The 22,054-nt window shown below is 56.4% G+C and carries 36 protein-coding genes and 2 tRNA genes; 35 read left to right on the top strand and 3 right to left on the bottom strand.

Features of this window, described 5'->3' with window-relative positions:
* From LNV09_RS20925 to LNV09_RS20755, 35 genes are all read left to right on the top strand, one after another.
* A partial coding sequence (locus LNV09_RS20925; RefSeq protein ID WP_505190998.1) for an EF-Tu C-terminal domain-related protein occupies positions 1-253 on the top strand: 253 nt, incomplete at its 5' end.
* A 97-nt stretch (positions 254-350) separates the two neighbouring features.
* Positions 351-662 carry a 30S ribosomal protein S10 gene (gene rpsJ, locus LNV09_RS20920; RefSeq protein WP_058721902.1) on the top strand — a complete coding sequence of 104 codons (312 nt, stop codon included), beginning with the start codon at positions 351-353 and terminating at the stop codon, positions 660-662.
* Positions 663-935: 273 nt separating this feature from the next.
* Positions 936-1,607 carry a 50S ribosomal protein L3 gene (gene rplC, locus LNV09_RS20915; RefSeq protein WP_263558996.1) on the top strand — a complete coding sequence of 224 codons (672 nt, stop codon included), beginning with the start codon at positions 936-938 and terminating at the stop codon, positions 1,605-1,607.
* A complete protein-coding gene (rplD, locus tag LNV09_RS20910; protein ID WP_263558995.1) occupies positions 1,607-2,227 on the top strand; it encodes a 50S ribosomal protein L4 in 621 nt (206 codons plus the stop codon). The genes rplC and rplD overlap by 1 nt, the downstream gene beginning before the upstream one ends.
* Positions 2,224-2,538: a 50S ribosomal protein L23 gene (gene rplW, locus LNV09_RS20905; RefSeq protein WP_263558994.1), complete on the top strand. Its 315-nt coding sequence runs from the start codon at positions 2,224-2,226 to the stop codon at positions 2,536-2,538. Before rplD ends, rplW begins: the two co-directional genes overlap by 4 nt.
* Positions 2,538-3,362 (top strand): 50S ribosomal protein L2, encoded by an 825-nt coding sequence (gene rplB / locus LNV09_RS20900; protein WP_263535990.1) that lies wholly within the window; start codon positions 2,538-2,540, stop codon positions 3,360-3,362. Before rplW ends, rplB begins: the two co-directional genes overlap by 1 nt.
* A gap of 10 nt (positions 3,363-3,372) precedes the next feature.
* Positions 3,373-3,651: a 30S ribosomal protein S19 gene (rpsS, locus tag LNV09_RS20895; RefSeq protein ID WP_263535989.1), complete on the top strand. Its 279-nt coding sequence runs from the start codon at positions 3,373-3,375 to the stop codon at positions 3,649-3,651.
* An 11-nt stretch (positions 3,652-3,662) separates the two neighbouring features.
* Positions 3,663-3,992 carry a 50S ribosomal protein L22 gene (gene rplV / locus LNV09_RS20890; RefSeq protein ID WP_263535988.1) on the top strand — a complete coding sequence of 110 codons (330 nt, stop codon included), beginning with the start codon at positions 3,663-3,665 and terminating at the stop codon, positions 3,990-3,992.
* A 16-nt stretch (positions 3,993-4,008) separates the two neighbouring features.
* Entirely contained in the window at positions 4,009-4,881 is an 873-nt protein-coding gene (gene rpsC / locus LNV09_RS20885) for a 30S ribosomal protein S3 (RefSeq protein ID WP_263558993.1), read from the top strand.
* Positions 4,882-4,883: 2 nt separating this feature from the next.
* Entirely contained in the window at positions 4,884-5,300 is a 417-nt protein-coding gene (gene rplP, locus LNV09_RS20880) for a 50S ribosomal protein L16 (protein WP_263535986.1), read from the top strand.
* Between the two features lie 13 nt (positions 5,301-5,313).
* Positions 5,314-5,514 carry a 50S ribosomal protein L29 gene (gene rpmC / locus LNV09_RS20875; protein WP_263535985.1) on the top strand — a complete coding sequence of 67 codons (201 nt, stop codon included), beginning with the start codon at positions 5,314-5,316 and terminating at the stop codon, positions 5,512-5,514.
* Entirely contained in the window at positions 5,511-5,780 is a 270-nt protein-coding gene (rpsQ, locus tag LNV09_RS20870) for a 30S ribosomal protein S17 (protein WP_263535984.1), read from the top strand. Before rpmC ends, rpsQ begins: the two co-directional genes overlap by 4 nt.
* 134 nt (positions 5,781-5,914) lie before the next feature.
* The gene (locus LNV09_RS20865; protein ID WP_263558992.1) at positions 5,915-6,424 is read left to right on the top strand and encodes a peroxiredoxin; all 510 of its coding nucleotides are present in this window, start codon (positions 5,915-5,917) and stop codon (positions 6,422-6,424) included.
* 279 nt (positions 6,425-6,703) lie between these two features.
* The gene (gene rplN / locus LNV09_RS20860) at positions 6,704-7,072 is read left to right on the top strand and encodes a 50S ribosomal protein L14 (protein WP_263535982.1); all 369 of its coding nucleotides are present in this window, start codon (positions 6,704-6,706) and stop codon (positions 7,070-7,072) included.
* Positions 7,073-7,098: 26 nt separating this feature from the next.
* Positions 7,099-7,416 carry a 50S ribosomal protein L24 gene (rplX, locus tag LNV09_RS20855; protein WP_263558991.1) on the top strand — a complete coding sequence of 106 codons (318 nt, stop codon included), beginning with the start codon at positions 7,099-7,101 and terminating at the stop codon, positions 7,414-7,416.
* Between the two features lie 10 nt (positions 7,417-7,426).
* Positions 7,427-7,966, top strand: coding sequence for a 50S ribosomal protein L5 (rplE, locus tag LNV09_RS20850; RefSeq protein ID WP_263558990.1), 540 nt, complete (start codon positions 7,427-7,429; stop codon positions 7,964-7,966).
* An 8-nt stretch (positions 7,967-7,974) separates the two neighbouring features.
* Positions 7,975-8,280, top strand: coding sequence for a 30S ribosomal protein S14 (gene rpsN / locus LNV09_RS20845; protein WP_263539079.1), 306 nt, complete (start codon positions 7,975-7,977; stop codon positions 8,278-8,280).
* Positions 8,281-8,305: 25 nt separating this feature from the next.
* Positions 8,306-8,701: a 30S ribosomal protein S8 gene (gene rpsH, locus LNV09_RS20840; protein WP_263535978.1), complete on the top strand. Its 396-nt coding sequence runs from the start codon at positions 8,306-8,308 to the stop codon at positions 8,699-8,701.
* A gap of 19 nt (positions 8,702-8,720) precedes the next feature.
* On the top strand, positions 8,721-9,254 hold the full coding sequence (gene rplF / locus LNV09_RS20835) for a 50S ribosomal protein L6 (protein WP_263535977.1): 534 nt from the start codon (positions 8,721-8,723) through the stop codon (positions 9,252-9,254).
* 11 nt (positions 9,255-9,265) lie between these two features.
* Positions 9,266-9,631 carry a 50S ribosomal protein L18 gene (gene rplR / locus LNV09_RS20830; RefSeq protein WP_263535976.1) on the top strand — a complete coding sequence of 122 codons (366 nt, stop codon included), beginning with the start codon at positions 9,266-9,268 and terminating at the stop codon, positions 9,629-9,631.
* 18 nt (positions 9,632-9,649) lie between these two features.
* Positions 9,650-10,168, top strand: coding sequence for a 30S ribosomal protein S5 (gene rpsE / locus LNV09_RS20825; protein WP_263535975.1), 519 nt, complete (start codon positions 9,650-9,652; stop codon positions 10,166-10,168).
* Positions 10,169-10,187: 19 nt separating this feature from the next.
* A complete protein-coding gene (gene rpmD / locus LNV09_RS20820; protein WP_263535974.1) occupies positions 10,188-10,370 on the top strand; it encodes a 50S ribosomal protein L30 in 183 nt (60 codons plus the stop codon).
* A gap of 27 nt (positions 10,371-10,397) precedes the next feature.
* Positions 10,398-10,829, top strand: coding sequence for a 50S ribosomal protein L15 (gene rplO, locus LNV09_RS20815; protein WP_263558989.1), 432 nt, complete (start codon positions 10,398-10,400; stop codon positions 10,827-10,829).
* 19 nt (positions 10,830-10,848) lie between these two features.
* The gene (secY, locus tag LNV09_RS20810) at positions 10,849-12,159 is read left to right on the top strand and encodes a preprotein translocase subunit SecY (RefSeq protein WP_263558988.1); all 1,311 of its coding nucleotides are present in this window, start codon (positions 10,849-10,851) and stop codon (positions 12,157-12,159) included.
* Positions 12,160-12,208: 49 nt separating this feature from the next.
* Positions 12,209-12,427, top strand: a complete 219-nt coding sequence (gene infA, locus LNV09_RS20805) for a translation initiation factor IF-1 (protein ID WP_009855680.1) — start codon at positions 12,209-12,211, stop codon at positions 12,425-12,427.
* A 59-nt stretch (positions 12,428-12,486) separates the two neighbouring features.
* Positions 12,487-12,600, top strand: a complete 114-nt coding sequence (gene rpmJ / locus LNV09_RS20800; protein WP_056194202.1) for a 50S ribosomal protein L36 — start codon at positions 12,487-12,489, stop codon at positions 12,598-12,600.
* 34 nt (positions 12,601-12,634) lie between these two features.
* Positions 12,635-13,000, top strand: a complete 366-nt coding sequence (gene rpsM, locus LNV09_RS20795; protein ID WP_263535971.1) for a 30S ribosomal protein S13 — start codon at positions 12,635-12,637, stop codon at positions 12,998-13,000.
* A 29-nt stretch (positions 13,001-13,029) separates the two neighbouring features.
* Positions 13,030-13,434, top strand: a complete 405-nt coding sequence (gene rpsK, locus LNV09_RS20790; RefSeq protein WP_058721926.1) for a 30S ribosomal protein S11 — start codon at positions 13,030-13,032, stop codon at positions 13,432-13,434.
* A 203-nt stretch (positions 13,435-13,637) separates the two neighbouring features.
* Positions 13,638-14,261: a 30S ribosomal protein S4 gene (gene rpsD, locus LNV09_RS20785; RefSeq protein ID WP_263535970.1), complete on the top strand. Its 624-nt coding sequence runs from the start codon at positions 13,638-13,640 to the stop codon at positions 14,259-14,261.
* A 139-nt stretch (positions 14,262-14,400) separates the two neighbouring features.
* Entirely contained in the window at positions 14,401-15,396 is a 996-nt protein-coding gene (locus LNV09_RS20780; protein ID WP_263535969.1) for a DNA-directed RNA polymerase subunit alpha, read from the top strand.
* A 104-nt stretch (positions 15,397-15,500) separates the two neighbouring features.
* Positions 15,501-15,890, top strand: a complete 390-nt coding sequence (rplQ, locus tag LNV09_RS20775) for a 50S ribosomal protein L17 (protein ID WP_263558987.1) — start codon at positions 15,501-15,503, stop codon at positions 15,888-15,890.
* A gap of 217 nt (positions 15,891-16,107) precedes the next feature.
* Entirely contained in the window at positions 16,108-17,982 is a 1,875-nt protein-coding gene (gene dsbD, locus LNV09_RS20770) for a protein-disulfide reductase DsbD (protein ID WP_263558986.1), read from the top strand.
* A gap of 38 nt (positions 17,983-18,020) precedes the next feature.
* Positions 18,021-18,097: transfer RNA gene (locus LNV09_RS20765), tRNA-Met, on the top strand.
* A gap of 85 nt (positions 18,098-18,182) precedes the next feature.
* A tRNA-Met gene (locus LNV09_RS20760) sits at positions 18,183-18,259 on the top strand.
* A 405-nt stretch (positions 18,260-18,664) separates the two neighbouring features.
* Positions 18,665-19,975, top strand: a complete 1,311-nt coding sequence (locus LNV09_RS20755; protein ID WP_263558985.1) for an FRG domain-containing protein — start codon at positions 18,665-18,667, stop codon at positions 19,973-19,975.
* A gap of 277 nt (positions 19,976-20,252) precedes the next feature.
* Here the strand turns inward: LNV09_RS20755 and LNV09_RS20750 are convergent, their stop codons facing one another.
* Genes LNV09_RS20750 through LNV09_RS20740 form a run of 3 tightly spaced genes read right to left on the bottom strand, consistent with a single transcriptional unit; the run spans position 20,253 to position 21,935 of the window.
* A complete protein-coding gene (locus LNV09_RS20750; protein ID WP_263558984.1) occupies positions 20,253-20,450 on the bottom strand; it encodes a hypothetical protein in 198 nt (65 codons plus the stop codon).
* Positions 20,447-21,493 carry a serine/threonine-protein kinase gene (locus LNV09_RS20745; protein ID WP_263558983.1) on the bottom strand — a complete coding sequence of 349 codons (1,047 nt, stop codon included), beginning with the start codon at positions 21,491-21,493 and terminating at the stop codon, positions 20,447-20,449. Before LNV09_RS20745 ends, LNV09_RS20750 begins: the two co-directional genes overlap by 4 nt.
* On the bottom strand, positions 21,480-21,935 hold the full coding sequence (locus tag LNV09_RS20740; protein ID WP_263558982.1) for a hypothetical protein: 456 nt from the start codon (positions 21,933-21,935) through the stop codon (positions 21,480-21,482). The genes LNV09_RS20745 and LNV09_RS20740 overlap by 14 nt, the downstream gene beginning before the upstream one ends.
* Positions 21,936-22,054: the final 119 nt, after the last annotated feature.

Raw genomic sequence — 22,054 nt, 5'->3', positions numbered from 1 at the left:
CTTGTCGAAGGAAGAGGGCGGTCGTCACACGCCGTTCTTCAACAACTACCGTCCACAGTTCTACTTCCGTACAACTGACGTGACCGGTGCTGTTGAGCTGCCAGCGGACAAGGAAATGGTTATGCCTGGCGACAACGTCGGCATGACGATCAAGCTGATCGCTCCGATCGCGATGGAAACAGGTCTGCGCTTCGCGATTCGCGAAGGTGGCCGTACCGTTGGTTCGGGCGTGGTTGCTACGATCATCGCCTAAGACTTTTGCGTGACCGGTCCTGCTTGCCGCCACTGGTAGCAAGCAGGGCTTCACCCACTTCGCGGCTGCACGCCGCTCGCTCTTTGAAGGAATCGTCATGCAAAAGCAAAAGATCCGCATTCGCCTGAAGGCGTTTGACTACAAGTTGATCGATCAATCGGCAGCTGAAATCGTTGAAACCGCCAAGCGCACCGGCGCTATCGTCAAGGGCCCAGTGCCTTTGCCGACTCGCATGCAGCGCTTCGACATCCTGCGTTCGCCGCACGTCAACAAGACATCGCGCGACCAGTTCGAAATCCGTACGCACCAGCGTTTGATGGACATCGTTGACCCTACCGACAAGACAGTTGATGCTTTGATGAAGCTCGACCTGCCTGCTGGCGTCGACGTCGAGATCAAGTTGCAGTAAAAACATCGGTCCACTTCGGTGGATTGATGGCCAGGGCAGCCGTTAAGGAGGCCCTTTTTTGTTGGCGAGATAGGTGGCACTTGCGCTAGTCGCAACTTTCACGCTATACTCGCCAGCTTTTCCGCGTAGGAATTTCCTGCGCGGAATTTGGCGCAGCACAGGTTCAGCCCGCAAGGGTTAAACCACTCATGTGTTGCACTGGTCAGCCCGGCCAATCGATGTCGGGTGTATGTAAATGGCTTCCAGGGTAAACCTGAGGGGCTGGAGAAAAACATGAGTCTAAGCAATCGTCTCGGATTGCTGGGCCGCAAGGTGGGCATGATGCGCATCTTCACGGACGACGGCGACGCCGTTCCTGTGACGGTGCTGGATGTGTCCAACAACCGCGTGACCCAGATCAAGACCGTAGAGACCGACGGCTACACCGCCATTCAGGTGGCGTTCGGTACGCGCAAAGCATCGCGCGTCACCAAGCCGGAAGCCGGACACCTCGCCAAGGCGGGTGTTGAGGCTGGTGAAGTCATGAGCGAATTCCGCGTTACCGCTGATGTTGCAGCTGAATACAAGGCTGGCGTGCAAGTGCCAATCTCCTTGTTTGCAATCGGTCAGTTGGTTGACGTTCAAGGAACTTCGATCGGTAAAGGCTTCGCCGGTACCATCAAGCGTCACAACTTCCACTCGCAGCGTGCGTCGCACGGTAACAGTCGGTCGCACAATGTTCCTGGCTCCATTTCGATGGCTCAGGATCCTGGTCGGGTGTTCCCCGGCAAGAAGATGTGCGGTCACATGGGTGATGAGTCCGTGACAACACAAAACCTGGACATCGTGCGCATTGACGAAGCTCGTCAACTGCTGCTGGTCCGTGGTGCTGTGCCGGGCTCCAAGAACGGCCACGTTGTCGTTCGCCCTGCCGTCAAGGTCAAGCTCAAGAAGGGAGCCATCTGATGCAGCTCGAGCTCCTGAATGAACAAGGTCAGGCCACCGCTAAGGTGGACGCTCCTGACACGCTGTTTGCTCGCGACTACAACGAAGCCCTGGTTCACCAGGTGGTCGTGGCCTTCCAGGCCAATGCCCGCCAAGGTACCCGCGCCCAGAAGGATCGCGAACAAGTTAAGCACTCGACGAAGAAGCCTTTCCGTCAAAAGGGAACTGGCCGTGCTCGTGCTGGTATGACTTCCTCGCCTTTGTGGCGCGGAGGCGGTCGGATCTTCCCGAACATGCCCGACGAAAACTTCACACACAAGCTCAACAAGAAGATGTATCGCGCCGGTATGGCTGCGATCCTCTCGCAGTTGGCTCGTGAAGGTCGCCTGGCCGTGGTGGATTCGATCACTCTCGAAGCCCCCAAGACCAAGCTCTTGGCTGCCAAGTTCAAGGCCATGGGCCTCGAATCGGTGATGGTCATTGCTGACCAAGTGGACGACAACCTGCTGCTGGCATCGCGCAATTTGGCCAATGTGCTGATTTGCGAGCCACGCTACGCCGATCCGCTGTCGCTGGTCTTCTACAAGAAGATCCTGGTGACCAAGGCCGCAATGGAACAACTGACGGAGATGCTGGCATGAGCGCCGTAAAGTATTCTGAAGGCCGTTTGGCCCAGGTGTTGCTCGCTCCCATCGTGTCCGAAAAGGCCACGGCGGTTGCTGAAAAGCACAATCAAGTCTTGTTCAAGGTGATGCGCGACGCCACCAAGCCGGAAATCAAGGCCGCTGTTGAACTGATGTTCAAGGTCGAGGTTGAGGCGGTGAACGTGGTGAACGTGAAGGGCAAGGTCAAGAAATTTGGCCGCTCGATCGGTCGCCGTGACCACATCAAGAAGGCTTATGTTTCGCTGAAGGCGGGCCAAGAGCTCAACTTCACCGGGGAGGCTGCGTAATGGCTGTCGTTAAAGTCAAACCTACTTCACCTGGCCGCCGTGCCGTCGTGAAGGTGGTGCACAAGCATCTGCATAAGGGCGCGCCCGAAGCATCGTTGCTTGAGCCACAAAAGCAAAATTCCGGCCGTAATAACAACGGTCACATCACGGTTCGCCATCGGGGCGGCGGTCACAAGCAGCACTATCGGCTTGTCGACTTCAAGCGCAACAAGGACGGTATTCCGGCCAAGGTTGAGCGCATTGAGTACGATCCAAACCGCACGGCTCACATCGCTTTGGTGTGTTATGCCGACGGCTTGCGCAGCTACATCATTGCACCGCGTGGCTTGGAAGTGGGTTCAACCGTTTTGAGCGGAGCCGAGGCTCCCATCAAGGCCGGTAACACATTGCCAATCCGCAACATCCCGGTGGGTTCGACTATTCACTGCGTCGAGATGCAGCCTGGCAAGGGTGCGCAAATTGCGCGTTCGGCTGGCGTGTCTGTGGTGCTGATGGCGCGCGAAGGCGTTTACGCCCAGCTGCGCTTGCGCTCCGGTGAAGTCCGCAAGATCCATATCGACTGCCGCGCAACCATTGGCGAAGTCAGCAACGAAGAACACCAACTGCGCCAGTACGGCAAGGCCGGTGCGATCCGTTGGAAGGGTATTCGCCCAACCGTTCGCGGTACAGCGATGAACCCAGTGGATCACCCGCACGGTGGTGGTGAAGGTCGTACCGGTGAAGGCCAGGCGCCTGTGTCGCCGTGGAATACCCTCACGAAGGGCTTCCGCACTCGTAGCAACAAGCGCACGCAGACGTTCATCGTTTCGCGTCGCAAGAAGTAAAGGGTAGGCCATGACTCGTTCACTGAAGAAGGGCCCGTTCATTGATCACCACCTCTTGGCTAAGGTCGAGAAAGCGGTTGCCATCAAGGACAAGAAGCCTATCAAGACTTGGTCGCGTCGCTCGACGATCTTGCCCGAATTCATCGGGTTGACGATCGCTGTGCACAACGGCAAGCAACACGTGCCGGTTTATGTTTCTGACCAAATGGTCGGCCACAAACTGGGCGAATTCGCGCTGACCCGCACCTTCAAAGGCCATCCGGCCGACAAGAAGGCCGGGAAGAAATAAGGACTGAGACGATGGAAACCCGTGCAATCGTTCGCGGAGTCCGCTTGTCTGCCTATAAGGGCAGGCTCGTGGCGGACCTCATCCGCGGCAAGAAGGTGGACCAGGCTCTCAACATCCTGGAATTCACCCAGAAAAAGGCCGCTGGCATCATCAAGAAGGCGCTCGAATCTGCGATCGCCAACGCCGAGCATAACGACGGCGCCGATATTGATGAGCTTAAAGTCACCACGATCTATGTGGAGCAAGGTGCTACGCTGAAGCGTTTTTCTGCCCGGGCCAAAGGCCGTGGCAACCGCATCAGCAAGCCTACTTGCCACATCTTCGTGTCGGTCGGCAACTGAAGGCTGAAGGAAGACTATGGGACAGAAAATACATCCGACCGGTTTTCGCCTGCCTGTCACTCGTAACTGGGCGTCGCGCTGGTATGCGTCGAACAAGAACTTCGCCACCATGTTGGCTGAAGATCTGCAAGTTCGCGAATACCTGAAGGCGAAGCTGAAGAATGCTGCGGTTTCGCGCATTCTGATTGAGCGTCCAGCCAAGAATGCACGCATCACAATTTACTCGGCTCGTCCGGGTGTGGTGATCGGCAAAAAGGGCGAGGACATCGAACACCTGAAGGCCGAACTGACCAAGCGTCTGGGCGTGCCAGTGGCAGTGAACATCGAAGAAGTGCGCAAGCCTGAAATCGATGCTCAACTGATCGCTGACTCGATCACTCAGCAGCTGGAAAAGCGCATCATGTTCCGCCGCGCCATGAAGCGTGCGATGCAGAACGCGATGCGTCTTGGCGCCCTGGGCATCAAGATCATGTCTTCGGGCCGTTTGAACGGTATCGAAATCGCTCGTTGCGAGTGGTATCGCGAAGGTCGCGTGCCTCTTCATACGCTGAAGGCTGACATTGACTACGGCTTCTCGGAAGCCAGCACCACTTACGGCATTATTGGCGTGAAGGTCTGGGTTTACCGCGGTGACCGTTTGGCCAATGGCGATGCGCCGGTGATCAAGAGCGATGCAGGTGACGACGATCGTCGCCCACGTCGCAATGCTCGCCCTGGCGCCCCTGCCGGCCGTGGCCGTCCTGGTGACAGCCGTGGCGGTCCGCGTTCGAGTGGCGCTCCTGGTGAGGGCGGCGACAAGCCGGCCGCAGCAGGTGACGCAGCCCAGCCCGCTGCCAAGCGCGTGGTCCGCAAGGTCGCGCCCGTTGGTGGCGAGGCCAAAGGAGAATAACAATGCTGCAACCAGCTCGTCGCAAATACCGCAAGGAGCAAAAGGGTCGTAACACTGGTGTTGCAACCCGCGGCGCCGCCGTGTCTTTCGGTGACTTCGGCCTGAAGGCTACCGAACGCGGCCGTCTGACGGCTCGTCAAATTGAAGCTGCACGTCGTGCAATCTCGCGCCACATCAAGCGCGGTGGTCGCATCTTCATCCGCATCTTCCCTGACAAGCCGATCTCCCAGAAGCCTGCTGAAGTCCGGATGGGTAACGGCAAGGGCAATCCAGAGTACTACGTCGCTGAGATTCAGCCAGGCAAGGTGCTCTACGAGATCAACGGTGTGCCAGAAGCCTTGGCTCGCGAAGCGTTCACGTTGGCTGCTGCAAAGCTGCCATTGCGTTGCACCTTCGTGACTCGCCAGGTCGGCACCTGAAGCGGAGAACACCATGAATGCATCTGAACTGCGTAGCAAAGATGTCGCGGCCTTGGAAAAGGAAGTGACCGATCTGCTGAAGGCCCATTTCGGTCTGCGCATGCAAAAAGCGACGCAACAGTTGACCAACCACACTGTGTTGGGCAACACGCGCCGTGACATTGCTCGCGTCAAGACTGTTTTGGCCGAGAAGAAGAAGGGAGCCGCGAAATGACGCAAGCTCAAGAGAAGAACACACGTACCCTGGTGGGTCGTGTGGTCAGCGACAAGCGTTCCAAGACTGTGACCGTGCTCGTTGAGCGCCGTGCCAAGCACGAGCTCTACGGCAAGATCGTCGCGCTGTCCCGCAAGTACCACGCTCATGATGAAAATGGCGAGTACAAGATGGGCGATGTCGTTGAAATCGCTGAAGGCCGGCCAATTTCGAAGACCAAGAGCTGGGTTGTTACCCGCTTGGTTGAGAAGGCTCAAATCGTTTGATTTGGACTGACGGCGTAGACGCAAAACGGCCTCAAGCCTGATTGTGCAGAACGGTCGGAGTGCTGGGGAACTGGCGCCCGGCCGTTTTTTCGTTGAGTCGGCGAACGCGCAATTCGTTTTTTTGGAGAACTCTCATGCTGAAAATTGGTGATCAAGTCCCGGCTGGCACTCTTCAAGAGTTTGTCGACGTCGAGGGCGGCGCTTGTTCAATCGGTCCAAACGCAGTGGACGTTGCTGCGGCAACGGCTGGAAAAACAATTGCTGTGTTTGCATTACCTGGTGCCTTTACGCCGACCTGTTCTGCCCAGCATGTGCCTGGCTATATCACGCAAGCCTCCGCATTGAGGGCGACCGGCGTCGACGAAATCTGGTGCGTGTCGGTCAATGATGTATTCGTGATGGGCGCTTGGAGCCGTGACCTTGCAGCCGCAGGCAAGGTGCGCATGATGGCTGACGGCAGCGCGGACTTCACCAAGGCAACGGGTTTGACGCTTGATCTGACGGCTCGTGGCATGGGTCTGCGCTCGCAGCGCTACTCGATGTTGTTGGTGAACGGTCAGGTTAAAACGCTCAACGTCGAGGCAGCCGGCAAGTTTGAAGTTAGCGACGCGAACACGATGTTGGCGCAAGCGGCTGCTCTCTAAGTCCCGAGTGGCATTGAGTGGCGGAAGTATTTCTGCCACTGTTTAAAAGTTATTTCACGCCGAGGCTTGACGTCCGCTTGGCTTTTGATGCACAATCTAAAGCTTCGCCGAACGCAAGGCGCATTTTATGATGCGTTAAGGCCTCGGATCCGCCCTCTACTGCTGGGTGCAAGGTCATCACGGGTGTGATGGGTTTTCACTTGGTCAACGGGCCCAAGACTGACCGATGAACTCCTGGGCCTTGGCCTGGCGGTGATTTGGGATAAGTTGGGGATAGACATGATTCAAATGCAATCGCGACTCGACGTCGCGGACAACACTGGCGCTAAATCCGTCATGTGCATCAAGGTGCTTGGTGGATCCAGGCGCCGGTATGCAGGGATTGGTGACATTATCAAGGTCAGCATCAAGGAAGCTGCGCCTCGTTCCCGAGTGAAAAAGGGCGAGGTTTACAGTGCCGTGGTCGTTCGTACCGCTAAAGGTGTTCGTCGTCAGGACGGCTCTTTGGTCAAGTTCGACGGCAATGCCGCTGTTCTGCTGAATGCCAAGCTGGAGCCAATCGGCACTCGCATCTTTGGCCCCGTGACGCGTGAATTGCGTACCGAGCGGTTTATGAAGATCGTGTCGCTGGCGCCTGAAGTGCTCTGAGCGCGGCCACAGTAAAAGGTATTGCCATGAACAAGATTCGCAAAGGCGACGAGGTCATTGTTTTGACCGGTCGCGACAAGGGCAAACGCGGCGCAGTTGCGCAGCGTATTGACGCAGATCACATCGTTGTTGACGGTGTGAATATGGTCAAGAAGCACGTCAAGCCAAACCCAATGAAGGGTACAACTGGCGGCGTGGTCGACAAGACGATGCCTATCCATCAATCCAACGTGGCGATTTTTAACGCTGCATCCGGTAAAGCCGATCGCGTGGGCATCAAGTTGCTCGCCGATGGCAAGAAGGTGCGCGTCTACAAGTCGACCGGCGAAGAGATCAAGGCCTAAGGGGTTCAACATGGCTCGTTTGCAAGAGTTTTATCGCGAGAAAGTTGTGCCTGGCCTGACTGAGAAGTTTGGCTACACGTCGGTCATGCAGGTGCCTCGCATCACCAAGATCACACTCAATATGGGTGTGAGTGAGGCCGTCGCCGACAAGAAGGTTATGGATCACGCTGTCAGTGATCTGACCAAGATTGCTGGTCAAAAGCCAGTTGTCACCAAGTCGAAGAAGGCGATTGCGGGTTTCAAAATCCGTGACTCTGTGCCTATCGGTTGCATGGTGACGCTGCGTGGCGTTCAGATGTATGAGTTCTTGGATCGTTTTGTAACTATCGCCTTGCCGCGTGTACGTGACTTCCGGGGTATCTCCGGTCGCTCGTTCGACGGCCGCGGTAACTACAACATCGGCGTCAAAGAACAAATCATCTTCCCCGAGATCGATTACGACAAGGTGGATGCGCTGCGTGGGCTGAACATCAGCATCACCACCTCTGCCAAGACGGACGATGAGTGCAAGGCCTTGTTGGCAGCATTCAAGTTTCCGTTCAAGAACTGAGGTGATTTGTGGCTAAAACTTCTCTCATCCAACGTGAACTGAAGCGCGATGCGCTGGTTGCCAAATTCGCAAAGAAATATGCGGACTTGAAGGCAATCATCAACGACGCTAAGAAGTCCGACGAAGAGCGTTACATTGCGCGCCTGGAGTTGCAAAAACTCCCACGTAACGCCTATCCAACTCGCCAGCGTAACCGCTGCGCGTTGACTGGTCGTCCCCGCGGTACTTTCCGCAAGTTCGGCTTGGGCCGTAACAAAATTCGTGAGCTGGCCTTCAAAGGCGACATCCCTGGTGTCGTCAAGGCTAGCTGGTAATCGGCACGATTAGGAGAAATCGCAAATGAGCATGAGTGATCCTATCGCCGACATGTTGACCCGCATTCGAAACGCCCAGAGCGTTGAGAAGGTCAGCGTCGTGATGCCTTCCTCAAAATTGAAAGTGGCGATTGCCAAAGTCCTGAAGGACGAAGGTTATATCGACAGTTTCGCTGTGCGTGGCGAAGCCGCCCGCCCGGAGTTGGAGATCGCGCTGAAGTACTACGCCGGTAAGCCGGTGATTGAGCGCATCGAGCGCGTGAGCCGTCCCGGCCTGCGCATCTACAAGGGCCGCCACGATATCCCTCAGGTCATGAATGGCCTGGGTGTGGCGATCGTCACTACGCCGCAAGGTGTGATGACCGACCGTAAAGCACGTCAAGCCGGTATCGGCGGCGAAGTGCTTTGCTACGTCGCCTAAGCGCAAGGAGAGACAAACAATGTCCCGCGTAGGAAAAATGCCGGTCGCCATCCCGCAAGGTGTGGACGTTACCGTTACAGCTGACAAGATCAGCGTCAAAGGCACTTTGGGCACACTCGTGCGTCCAATGAACGCCTTGGTGAAAATCACGAGCGAAGGCGGCAAGCTGTCTTTCGCTCCCTCCGATGATTCGACTGCAGCTGGCGCCATGAGCGGCACCGTGCGAGCACTGGTGGCCAATATGGTCAACGGCGTGAGCAAGGGCTTCGAGCGCAAGCTGAGTCTGGTCGGCGTGGGTTTCCGGGCGCAAGCCACGGGTCAAAAGCTCAACTTGCAAATCGGCTTCTCTCACCCTGTGGTGAAAGACATGCCCGAAGGCATCAAGGTTGAGTGCCCCACCCAGACGGAAATTCTGATCAAGGGTGTGGACCGCCAGGTGGTGGGTCAGTTGGCCGCTGAAGTGCGCGCCTTCCGTCCGCCAGAGCCCTATAAGGGCAAGGGCATCCGCTATACCGGCGAAAAGGTCTCTATCAAAGAGACCAAGAAGAAGTAAGGAGCAGCGCAATGTTGACCAAAAAAGAACAGCGCATCCGTCGCTCGCGTCAGACCCGTGCTCGGATTGCAGTCCAGCGCGTCGTGCGCTTGTCGGTGTTCCGATCCAATCTTCACATCTACGCCAGCGTCATTTCAGACGACGGCACTCGTGTCCTGGCCAGCGCCTCGACAGCCGAAAAGGCTGTCCGCGAGCAGCTCGGCGGCTCGGGCAAGGGTGGCAACGTAGCTGCGGCTACATTGATTGGCAAGCGTATCGCCGAAAAGGCGAAAGCAGCTGGTGTTGAGAAAGTTGCCTTTGATCGTGCGGGCTTTGCCTACCACGGTCGGGTCAAGGCTCTCGCCGAAGCAGCTCGTGAAGCTGGTTTGCAGTTCTGACGCTAAAAGGATTTCGAAATGGCAAAGTTTCAACCCCGCGTCCAGACCGAAGCAAATGACGACGGCCTGAAAGAAAAGATGATCGCGATCAACCGCGTCACCAAGGTTGTGAAGGGCGGTCGCACGCTTAGCTTCGCAGCGCTGACGGTGGTCGGTGATGGCGCAGGCCGTATCGGCATGGGCAAAGGCAAGGCCAAGGAAGTGCCTGTCGCCGTGCAGAAGGCTATGGAGTCGGCTCGCCGCAACATGGTCAAGGTCGATCTGCGCAATGGCTCCATTCACCACAATGTGGTGGGTGAGCATGGTGCTTCGCGAGTCATGATGGTGCCGGCTCAGCCTGGTACCGGCGTGATTGCTGGTGGACCAATGCGCGCTGTCTTTGAAGTGATGGGCGTGACCGACATCGTGACGAAGAGCCACGGTTCGACCAATCCGTACAACTTGGTTCGCGCCACGCTGGATGCTTTGAAGCGTTCGACGACGGCCGCACAAGTTGCAGCCAAGCGCGGCAAGAACGTTGAAGACATCTTCAACTGAAGCTGCACTGGAGACACAAATGTCTGAAAAGAAAACTCTGACCGTCAAGCTGGTTCGCAGCCCCATCGGTACGCGGACTTCGCATCGCGCTACGGTGGTGGGCTTGGGCCTGCGCAGGATGAACAGCACCAGCGTGTTGGAAGACACGCCTGCGGTTCGCGGCATGATCAATAAGATCGCCTACCTCGTGCAAGTGCTCTAAGCGCTTTCACGAACCGAGGACAAAAAGATGCAACTAAATACCATTAAGCCCGCAGCCGGCGCTACGCACTACAAGCGTCGCGTGGGCCGTGGCATCGGTTCTGGCATTGGTAAGACTGCCGGTCGCGGCCACAAGGGTCAAAAATCCCGTGCTGGCGGTTACCACAAGGTAGGTTTCGAAGGCGGTCAAATGCCTTTGCAGCGCCGCTTGCCAAAACGTGGCTTCAAGTCCCAGACTTTGAAGTTCAATGCTGAAATCAATCTCGACGACCTCCAGGCATTGGTGGCTGATGAAGTTGATGTGTTGACTTTGAAAGCTGTGGGTCTAGTGCCTGAGCTGGCCAAGAACGTCAAGGTGATTCTGTCTGGCTCCATCAGCCGCAAGGTGACGCTCAAGGGCGTGGCAGCGACTGCAGGTGCAAAGGCAGCGATTGAAGCCGCCGGCGGCTCCGTCGCCTAACTAGCAGGAACTAGGCACAGTGGCTACCAACGCAAACCAACTGGCCAAGAGCGGCAAGTTCGGCGACTTGCGTCGTCGGCTTGTGTTTCTGTTGCTGGCGCTGGTGGTGTTTCGGATTGGGGCGCATATCCCCGTTCCTGGCATCGATCCAGCCCAGTTGCGGCAGTTCTTCAAGGGTCAGGAGGGTGGCATCCTGAGTCTGTTCAATATGTTCTCTGGTGGTGCGCTGTCGCGCTTTACCGTCTTCGCGCTGGGTATTACGCCCTACATTTCGGCTTCCATCGTTATTCAGTTGATGACGTATGTTGTGCCGGCATTGGAGTCGCTGAAGAAGGAAGGTGAGTCCGGACGCCGCAAGATTACACAGTACACGCGCTACGGTACTTTGGGTTTGGCGCTATTCCAGTCTTTGAGCATTGCTTTGGCGCTGGAAAGTTCGGCAGGCTTGGTGATCAACCCCGGTTTTGGCTTCCGCCTCACAGCGGTGTCAAGTCTGGTGGCCGGCACGATGTTCCTGATGTGGCTGGGTGAGCAAATTACTGAGCGTGGCCTGGGCAACGGGATCTCGATTCTGATTTTCGGCGGCATTGCTTCCGGATTGCCGGGCGCTATTGGTGGCTTGCTGGAACTGGTGCGTACTGGCGCCATGGGTCCGGTTTCTTCCCTGTTTATCGTTGCTGTGGTCGTGGCAGTCACCTATTTGGTGGTGTTTGTCGAACGCGGTCAACGTAAGATCTTGGTGAATTACGCCAAGCGTCAGGTGGGAAATAAGGTTTATGGTGGGCAGAGCTCGCACTTGCCGCTGAAGTTGAACATGTCCGGAGTTATTCCACCGATCTTTGCTTCGTCGATTATTCTGCTCCCTACTACGGTAGTGAGTTGGTTTGCGACAGGTGATAGCCTTCGTTGGTTGAAAGATCTCGCTGGCATGGTGAGTCCGGGGCAGCCGATTTACGTGTTGCTCTACGCCAGTGCTATCGTCTTCTTCTGCTTTTTCTACACGGCGCTTGTTTTCAATAGCCGCGAAACCGCAGACAACCTGAAGAAGAGTGGTGCGTTCATTCCTGGTATTCGGCCAGGTGAGCAGACTGCAAAGCATATTGACAAGATCTTGTCCCGTTTGACTTTGGCCGGCGCCATCTACATCACAGGTGTGTGTTTGTTGCCAGAGTTCTTGACCTTGAAGTACAACGTGCCGTTTTATTTTGGCGGTACATCTTTGTTGATCATTGTTGTGGTCACCATGGACTTTTGGGCGCAAGTACAGTCTTACGTGATGAGCCAGCAGTACGATTCGCTGCTGAAGAAGGCAAATTTCAAGGCCAGCTGAAAAGCTGAACCATTGTTTAACCAAGATCCATCAGAACAGAAACGAAGGCATGGCGAAAGACGACGTCATTCAAATGCAAGGCGAGATTCTTGAGAATCTGCCCAATGCCACGTTTCGTGTGAAGCTGGAGAACGGGCATGTTGTTCTCGGCCACATCTCCGGCAAGATGCGTATGCACTACATCCGTATTTTGCCCGGCGACAAAGTCACCGTTGAATTAACCCCGTACGACTTGAGTCGTGCTCGCATCGTGTTCCGGGCGAAGTGAGCATATCTATTCCCCGGTTACGCGCATTGAGCGCATTTTTGTAGGTCAAGGAGTAGACCATGAAAGTTTCGGCATCCGTCAAGCAGATGTGCCGCAATTGCAAGATCATCCGCCGCAAGGGCGTGGTGCGTGTGATCTGTACAGATCCCCGCCACAAACAGCGCCAGGGCTGATTGCAGCACGACACGAGCGATTTAGAGGAACCACATGGCACGCATTGCTGGTATTAACATTCCGCCGCATAAGCACACAGAGATCGGTCTGACTTCCATCTACGGCGTTGGCCGTACGACGGCACAGAAGATCTGTACTTCTTGCGGTATTCCATTCGACAAGAAGGTCAAAGACCTCACCGATTCCGATCTCGAGAAGATTCGTGAAACAGTGGGTTTGATGACCATCGAAGGCGATCTGCGCCGCGAGATGTCTATCAACATCAAGCGTTTGATGGATCTCGGTTGCTACCGTGGTTTCCGTCATCGTCGTGGTTTGCCAATGCGCGGTCAGCGCACTCGCACGAATGCTCGTACTCGTAAAGGCCCGCGTAAGTCGGCTGCTACGGGTAAGAAGTGATCTGCGGCTAGCACAGAAAGAAGATCAAGATGGCAAAAGCACCCAATAATTCGGCTGCGCAACGCGTCCGTAAGAAGGTTCGTAAGAACGTTGCCGATGGCATCGCTCACGTTCACGCGTCGTTCAACAACACGATCATTACGATCACTGACCGTCAAGGCGGAGCACTGTCCTGGGCTTCCAGCGGCGGTCAAGGCTTCAAGGGTTCGCGTAAATCGACTCCCTTCGCGGCCCAGGTCGCGGCTGAAGTCGCCGGCCGTGCTGCTCAAGATCAAGGCATCAAGAACCTTGATGTCAAGATCAAGGGCCCAGGTCCCGGCCGTGAGTCGTCAGTTCGTGCACTGGGTGCTCTAGGCATCCGGATCAATTCGATCTCTGATGTGACTCCGGTTCCGCACAACGGCTGCCGTCCTCAAAAGCGTCGTCGTATCTAAGGCTTTTGCCAAAGATGCGAAATCTGCGATAATCGCGAGTTACCCCGCGCCGGCGGGCACGCAAGTGCCGCGCCGGCCGTTTCGTTGATTTCCATTTTTGCAATGGAAATCTTCAACACCACCGTCTGAGCCGACAAGAAAATTGGGCCAGACTCGCGCATGCGCCGACGGGCCGTGCGTCAGAATGAAAAAGGACATCTAAAGTGGCACGTTATCTAGGCCCCAAGTGCAAACTCTCCCGTCGCGAAGGCACGGACCTGTTCCTGAAGAGCGCACGTCGCGCCATCGGGGACAAGGCGAAGTTTGATTCCAAGCCAGGTCAGCATGGCCGCACCTCCGGTCAGCGCACATCCGACTTCGGCCTGCAACTGCGTGAAAAGCAGAAGGTCAAGCGCATGTACGGCATTTTGGAGCGTCAGTTCCGCCGCTACTTCGCCGAAGCCGAGCGTCGTAAAGGCTCGACCGGCACCAATTTGTTGTCCCTGCTGGAATCACGCCTGGACAATGTTGTTTACCGCATGGGCTTCGGCTCCACGCGTGCCGAAAGCCGCCAGTTGGTTTCGCACAAGGGCATCACGGTGAACGGTGAAGTCGTCAACATTGCTTCTTACTTGGTCAAGGCCGGTGACATCGTCGCCGTGCGTGAGAAATCCAAGAAGCAGTTGCGCATCATCGACGCGATGAAGCTGGCTGAGTCGATTGGCTTGCCGGCCTGGGTGACTGTTGATACAGCGAAGCTGGAAGGCGTCTTCAAGAAGGCTCCTGATCGTGACGAGTTCGGCGCTGAGATCAACGAATCGCTGATCGTTGAGTTGTACTCGCGTTAATCGTTTTGCAGTTGCCGGCTGCACCCCTTGCGGGTGCCGTCGGCTTTCCCTCGTCTGGGTTGGCCCTATCGCGGCGACGCCCGGTTGGTCCCTCAGCCTTATCGGTGTAACGAACCGAGGGTATTGAAAGAAAGACTTCATGCAAACCAATCTGCTCAAACCCAAATCGATCAATGTGGAGCCGCTCGGCGGCCACCGTGCCAAGGTGACCTTGGAGCCCTTCGAGCGTGGATACGGCCATACGCTGGGCAACGCTCTGCGTCGCGTGCTGTTGTCGTCGATGGTGGGTTATGCGCCGACAGAAGTAACGATTGCCGGCGTGCTGCACGAGTACTCGGCCATCGACGGTGTTCAGGAAGATGTGGTTCACATCATGCTGAACCTGAAGGGCGTTGTTTTCCGCCTGCATAACCGCGAAGAAGTGACGCTGGTGTTGCGCAAAGAGGGCGAAGGCCCTGTTACTGCGGCCGATATCCAGACCCCGCACGATGTTGAGATCATCAATCCAGATCACGTCATTGCGCATTTGTCGCAAGGCGGCAAGCTGGATATGCAGATCAAGGTCGAAAAGGGCCGCGGCTATGTGCCCGGCTCCATGCGCCGTTATGGCGATGAGCCAACCAAGTCGATCGGTCGTATCGTGCTTGACGCTTCGTTCGCGCCAGTCCGTCGCGTCAGCTACGCCGTTGAAAACGCTCGCGTTGAGCAGCGTACCGATCTGGACAAGCTGGTCATGGAAATCGAAACCAACGGCGCCATTTCGCCCGAGGAAGCGATCCGTGCTTCGGCCAAAATCTTGGTCGAACAGTTGGCGGTGTTCGCGCAGTTGCAAGGCACCGATGTTGGCGACATGTTCGACAACCCGCAGCAGCAGCAACGCAGCTCGTCCTTCGACCCGATCCTGTTGCGTCCGGTTGACGAGCTCGAATTGACTGTGCGTTCGGCCAACTGCTTGAAGGCAGAGAACATCTATTACATCGGCGACCTGATCCAGCGCACCGAAACAGAACTTCTGAAGACTCCGAACTTGGGCCGTAAATCGCTCAACGAGATCAAAGAAGTGTTGGCTTCGCGTGGCTTGACTCTCGGCGCTCGCCTTGAGAACTGGCCCCCTCAAGGGCTGGACAAGCGTTAATTAGTTTAGAAAGAAATGGACGGCGCTTTTTCATTGCGCCGTCCGGTGCACCCGGTGGTACCTGATACGGCCACTGGCGATTAATCAAAGAAAGGATAAGCACCATGCGTCACCGTAACGGCCTCCGTAAGCTGAACCGTACCAGCGCTCACCGTAAGGCAATGCTGCGCAATATGTGCGTTTCGTTGCTGCAACACGAAGCGATCAAGACCACCGTGCCTAAGGCCAAGGAGCTGCGCCGCGTTGTCGAGCCTTTGATCACCTTGGCGAAGGTGCCTACATTGGCAAACCGCCGCCTGGCATTCGACCGCCTGCGCGATCGCGATATCGTCACCAAGCTCTTCAATGAGTTGGGCCCACGTTTCCTGGCTCGTCCAGGCGGCTACACACGCATCCTGAAGATGGGTTTCCGTGTTGGCGACAATGCGCCTATGGCCTATGTTGAACTGGTTGATCGCGCCGAAGGCGAGACTGCTGGCGAAGCAGTCGAGTAAAGAGACACGCTTGTCCAAGCTGCGCGCAGCTTAGACATTGCTCTCGAATGGCCAGCTTTTTTGCTGGCCTTTTTTTCGCCTGTACTTTTGTTTGTACAGTCCTGGCTTTATGTCATTTGCACATGCTTGAGCGCCGGTTCGTGATTGCGATTACGCTTCGCGCCGCCTTGTTCATGTTTTGTCCGCAATGCGGTATCAGTCCTAACGCTACTAGCCTATGTCACGAGCTCTACGGTCAGCGACCTTCTTTTTTCTATCTCTCGTTTGCCTCCTGAACCCATTGGCCACGGCATGGGCGGATGACTTTTTGGATCCCGAGCAGGCCTTCAAATTAGCGGTCAGTGCGCTGGACGGCAAGACTTTGCAAGTTCAGTTTGAGATTGCCCCCGGCTACTACATGTACCGGGAACAGTTCAAGATTGAGGCAGAAGGCGCTACTTTTGGCGACATCGTGGTGCCCAAGGGCAAAGTCAAGTTTGATGAGACCTTTCAGAAGGAGGTAGAGATCCACCGCGAAGTCCTCAGCGCCGTGGTGCCCATAAAGGCGGCCGACGGCCCCTTCAAGTTGACTGTGGCCGGTCAGGGTTGCGCGGACAAAGGCTTGTGCTATCCGCCCATGACGGCGACCTTCGACGTCAATCCAGGGCTTGGCGCCACGTCGGCCACGGTCAGGCGCGTGGATGGGGTCGATCCTGCGGCGCAGTCACTGAGCAGCAGTCCTCGCCCAGAGCCTGGCAACTCGGTCGCATCTGCGGGTTCGCAAACAAATGTAGCAGCGAGCGAAATGGGGCGTTTGGATGCAGCGCTTCAAACCGGGCGGTTTTGGACCGTGGTCGGCGTGTTTTTCGTCGCCGGTCTCTTGCTCTCGCTAACGCCTTGCGTGCTGCCCATGTTGCCCATACTGTCGTCCATCATTGTGGGTGACGCATCCAAGAAGGCCACGCGTGGCCGTGGTTTCATGCTCGCTTTGAGCTATTCGCTGGGCATGGCACTGGTGTACACCGCTTTGGGTGTGGCAGCAGGGCTGGCGGGCGAAGGACTTGCGGCGGTGCTGCAAAAGCCCTGGGTACTGGCAAGTTTCGCCTTGGCCCTGGTGCTGTTCGCTTTGTCCATGTTTGGCGCCTACGAACTGAGCCTGCCATCGGGCATGAGCGGGGGGCTTTCGCAAGCATCCCAGAAGCTGCCTGGCGGTCATTTGCTTGGCGTCTTCGCCATGGGGGGGGTGTCCGCCCTGATCGTCAGCCCTTGCGTGGCAGCGCCGCTTGCAGGCGCTTTGGTCTACCTCAGCCAAACCCGGGACGTGGTACTGGGAGGCAGTGCCTTGTTCGCCTTGGCCAGCGGCATGAGTGTTCCCTTGTTGTTGCTGGGAATTTCAGCCGGTAGCTTGCTGCCCAGGGCGGGTGCCTGGATGGACGGCGTCAAACACCTGTTTGGCATGCTCTTGCTTGGCGTCGCGCTGTGGACTGTGCAACCGGTCTTGGCGCCAGCCTTGGCGCAACTGCTATGGGGGGCTTTGTTGATCGGGACAGCAGCCATGCTGGGCCTGTTCCAAGCACCCCATGCCGCCCACAGGCCGCGCACTTGGCTGCGCAAGACCGCAGCCTTGCTGGCGGTCAGCTATGGCCTCTTGCAGGTTGTGGGGGCGGCCAGCGGCGGCACCGACACAATCAAGCCCCTGGCAGGACTTTTCAGAGTGGAGGCCGGAACAGTAGCCGCCACTGGAGGCAGCCCCGCGGGCCTGTCTTTTCAGCGTATTGCCAGCGTCGCCGAACTGGATGCCGCCCTGGCGCAAGCAGGGCGACCGGTAATGCTCGACTTCTACGCGGACTGGTGTGTTTCCTGCAAAGAAATGGAACGGTACACATTCACCGATCCGCAGGTTCGGCGGCGGCTGGCAGGCGCCTTGTTGCTGAAGGCAGATGTCACGGCCAACAGCCCGGCCGATCGTGAATTACTCAAGCGTTTCAAACTATTCGGCCCCCCTGGCACGATCTTCTTTGATCCTTCTGGTCAAGAGCTGAATGGCGCGCGGGTGATTGGGTTTCAGGATGCTGAGCGCTTCCAATCGTCACTGGCTGCGGCAGGACTTTGACGATTCAGTGAAAAGTGCGCTATACTGCTAGCTTCAGTCGCGGGGTGGAGCAGTCTGGTAGCTCGTTGGGCTCATAACCCAAAGGTCGTAGGTTCAAATCCTGCCCCCGCAACCAAAAATTTGGGAAGTTGTCGCCGGTCTGAATGACCACTTTCCTTTCGGGCTCGCTGTGACGAGATCGCCCGGAACACCATATCTGGCGCGGGGTGGAGCAGTCTGGTAGCTCGTCGGGCTCATAACCCGAAGGTCGTAGGTTCAAATCCTGCCCCCGCAACCAATAAAGAGAAAAGCCCTCCTTGAGAGGGCTTTTTTGCGCCCATGTCGTCACTGTGACGAGGTTTGTGACGAGTCTTGTGACGGCACAGGAATTCTTTGGATCAAGAAATACCTTGGTTTGACCATTGGGCTACTTCCCGCCCCAAATGGCGTCTCGAGCGCGAAAGGTGCTTAGTCATTCTCTAGACGTGTAACCCGTTAGGCATCCGTAGTAGCCATGTCGCCCTACCAAACTGATTACGGCGCTTGGTATGCGACAGTTTGCGATGCAGCGGGACCGGGAGTACGCTCTGACGACCCCAACTTCCAGTTTCCTCCATAGACCTGCAGTTCAACGGACTTTGCTTCCTCGGTTGTGGTTCCTTCCTACGCTACAGTGAATGGGTGCACCACTCCTACCGAGTAAATGTTCAACTTCCTAGTGACGGCCACCGATGACGCTTGGGAACAGCCTGGGTATGAGTTCGTGCGGGTACGGTTTCTTGAGTACACCAGCGACGAAGTTGCGGAAAGCTTCCGTGAGTTGAAGGCTGCGCAGCTTGCCGCATTGACCGAGATGCCCTGTCTCTTCGCATACGAGGGAACCGATAAACCGATGCGTGTAGGCAGGCTTAAGAGCGTCAAAATGCGGGACAACGGTCGCTCATTACTTGTCGTTCCGGAGCTCAATCCTGCGATTCCACCTATCCCCTTCAAAGCTATCGAGCCGCTGCAGGCGCTGCTTGACATAAGAAGCTGGGAGCTGAATCGAACCCATTGGGCTATCAAGGATGAGGACCTCCTTCAGGTGCTGGCTGACGCTGGCATCGACCTGAATGAGGTGCCTGCTTCGAAGGTCTCCAAAGCCGACTTACCTCGGCCTGCAAATGCGCCCTTCCAGGCAGGTTCAGTCGGCGCCTTCATTGAGCACGTTCTGGCATTGAACCATGGGGGGCGGGAGGTGTTCTATCGCGGCCATTCAAACCGTACGAAGTATCGCCTTGAGCCATCTATCTTGCGCAAAGATGAAAAGGGGAACTATGTCTACCGCGATGCAGAAGACCAGCTTTACAGGGAGCTCTTGGTGTCGAATTCCATCGACTTCCAAGGTGACATTTACACGCTCGACCGGCTCGTCCGAATGCAGCATTACTCGCTGCCGACGCGGCTTCTCGACATCACGTCGAATCCGTTGATCGCCTTGTACTTTGCCTGCAAGAGCAACCCGACGCAAGACGGCGAAGTCATCGTGTTTTCGATGGTGAGAGAACAAATCAAGTACTTCGATTCAGACACGGCTAGTTGCATCGCTAACCTGACTAGGCTTCCGAAAGTGTCGAAGGACGGCTTGGATTTCAGTAGCCTGGATGTCCGAAAGTTCAACAAGCTAGCGCCAGTGAAGCAGTTGCTGCATTTCATCAAGGAAGAAAAGCCGTTCTTCGAGCCCAGGCTGGAGCCGAGGCACCTCAGGTCTATCGTCTGCGTAAAGGGCAAGCACACCAACAGCCGTATAGCTTTTCAGTCCGGAGCCTTTCTGCTGTTTGGGCATGACGCCACCCTGGACGAGGCTGGTACCCCCGAGATATCAGTCCAGCGCATCGCCGTGACAGACAAGGAAACTGTGCTGAGGCAGTTGGACCAGCTGAATATCAACGAGAGCACGGTGTTCCCTTACATCGAGAACTCTGCCAAATACCTCGCCCAGAAGTTTGCGTTTCGCAGTCCATCTCTACAGTAGAGCTCGGGCTGCCTGACTGACAAGGCGAAAGTCACCACTGGGCTATTTGTTCAGTCCCAAGCACGTTCAAAGCTCCGTGTCCAAACAGTCGCCGCTCCGGGTGCAAACCGCCAGAGACTCAGCACGCCTGATGCCGTCACAGGAGCCGGTTGCTGCCGTTCGCTCGGATCGCGCGGATGATCGCTCTGACGGAAGTGGTCATAGCGAGAGTGCGCCCGAGGACATGGTGAGTCGGCACTTTGGCGCCAGCGCGGGGCGGAGTGGTGCGCGGTCGCAGCTAGTCCTTGGGACGCCGTATGGCCGCCCGGGCGAAGTGGATGTAACCGCGGTCGTCAATGACAGCGCGTTCTGCTCGCTCGCGCTGCTCCTCTCTGTCGAACGGGGCAGCATTGGCCGGGTGGCGCGAGCCTCCGATGGCACCGCGCGACTGGTACTTTCTTGGATCGTTCTTCAAGGTGAAAGGGGGACGGCTCATTGACGCTTCAGAAACTGCTGGATTTCCGAGGTTTTGATCCCCGTCTTCGTGTAAGCGATCATTTTGGCATGCTTCGTTCCAGCTTGCCCGCGCGTGGCGACAGACGAGCCGTCCGGCAGGACAGAGAGCCTGTATTCCATTCCGTCAGGCCTGCGCATCACCCACTCTCGGGTATCTGAGTCGACCTTATACTGCCAATCTAACCGCTCGTCGATCTGAGCTAGTTCGTTCGCAACTTCGATTGCCGACTTCGGCCGATTCGGTATCTCTGGATCGATACAGTTTTTTATGACACGACGAAGCCTCGCCGGTATATGGTCAGGAAAAACTGATCGATCGGGGAACTGGCCATTCACGAGTGCGTGCCTGAAGGCATGTCGGTCAAAGTTTGCGCCCTTTCCAAAGGTGTCCAGCTGACGATAAAACTCGTCGTCCCCATTGCACATTCGGTAGAGAGTCATCCCAAACTGGTACATGTCGAAGGCTACGCCGTGCGCCGGTTGTGTAAATGCTTCTGGCGGAACCATCTTGGCATATAGACGGTCTTGCTCCGCTTCGCCGACGCGGTTCATCGGACGGCTAAGTCCGAAGTCACTGAGTAGCCCTTCCCACCGATCAGACAGCAGAACGTTGTCGGGCTTGATGTCGAAGTGAATGAGCCCCTTCGAGTGGATGTTGTGTAAGCCGCTGGCGATGTTGCACCCGAAGCTGATGATTTCTCGTACTGTGAGGAATCGCGTTTGCATCAGCTGCCTCAACGAGCCGTTCGCGTAAAACGGCAGCGCCAAGTAAATGAAATCGTTGTCTTGGCACGCGTAGAGCACCTGAACCACGTTCGGGTGAGTGCTCATGTAAAGGATCTTTGCCTCATTGAAAAAGACATTCACGTCCAGCGAAGGCTTAGCCACCTTCTTGACCGCTATCTCCGCATCAAGCTGCTTGTCATGGGCGACGAATACAGTGGAGTTTTTCCCCTCGTGGCCGATTTCCCTCTTGAACTCAAAGGCAACCTGTGCCGTCGTGTACGGGTTAAGCAAAGACATTCTTCGCTCCCAGTGCACACAGGAGTGCTTCCCGAGCTTCTTTGCTCAGAGCCTCCCATGAGTCGATTTTTAGTTTGTTCTCTCCGTCGACCATCTTCTTGAAGTCGGAGCGGTCCATGCCGATGCGCGCCGAAATCGATGCGATCTGACCCACGTAATAGCCCCGCAGTGAGCTACTGGCGAAGGCCTCTTGAATTACCCCCTCCAACTGGATACGTGCGATGTTCAGCGACCGCGCACTGGGTTCAGTGACTCGAACGCCAGCAGCCTCTACCCGATACTCACGAAGGATGTCGAGAAGATTGTTCCGAACATACTTGAGGGCGTCCGGGGTGTCGAAAGCTCGCGGGATTTCTATGTCCTCGACGTTTCTTATTTCATCGCCGTCTACCACTACAAAAGTAACCGCGGTAGGCTTTGCGCGAATCCCAATCGTCACCATTTCCTCATATACCTTCCCCTTGATGGTCCTACTGGTGGGCTGGCATCCGAGCGCTACCACACGATCGCGTGCAAGGGCTGCCCCAGAACCTGAGTTGCTTTCTGATTCGTTGAGCTTAT

The organism is Paucibacter sp. B2R-40 (genome assembly GCF_025717555.1).
Lineage (GTDB): Bacteria > Pseudomonadota > Gammaproteobacteria > Burkholderiales > Burkholderiaceae_C > Paucibacter_A.
The sequence above is the reverse complement of the archived record's forward strand: the minus strand, read 5'-3'. Positions and strand labels throughout refer to the sequence as shown.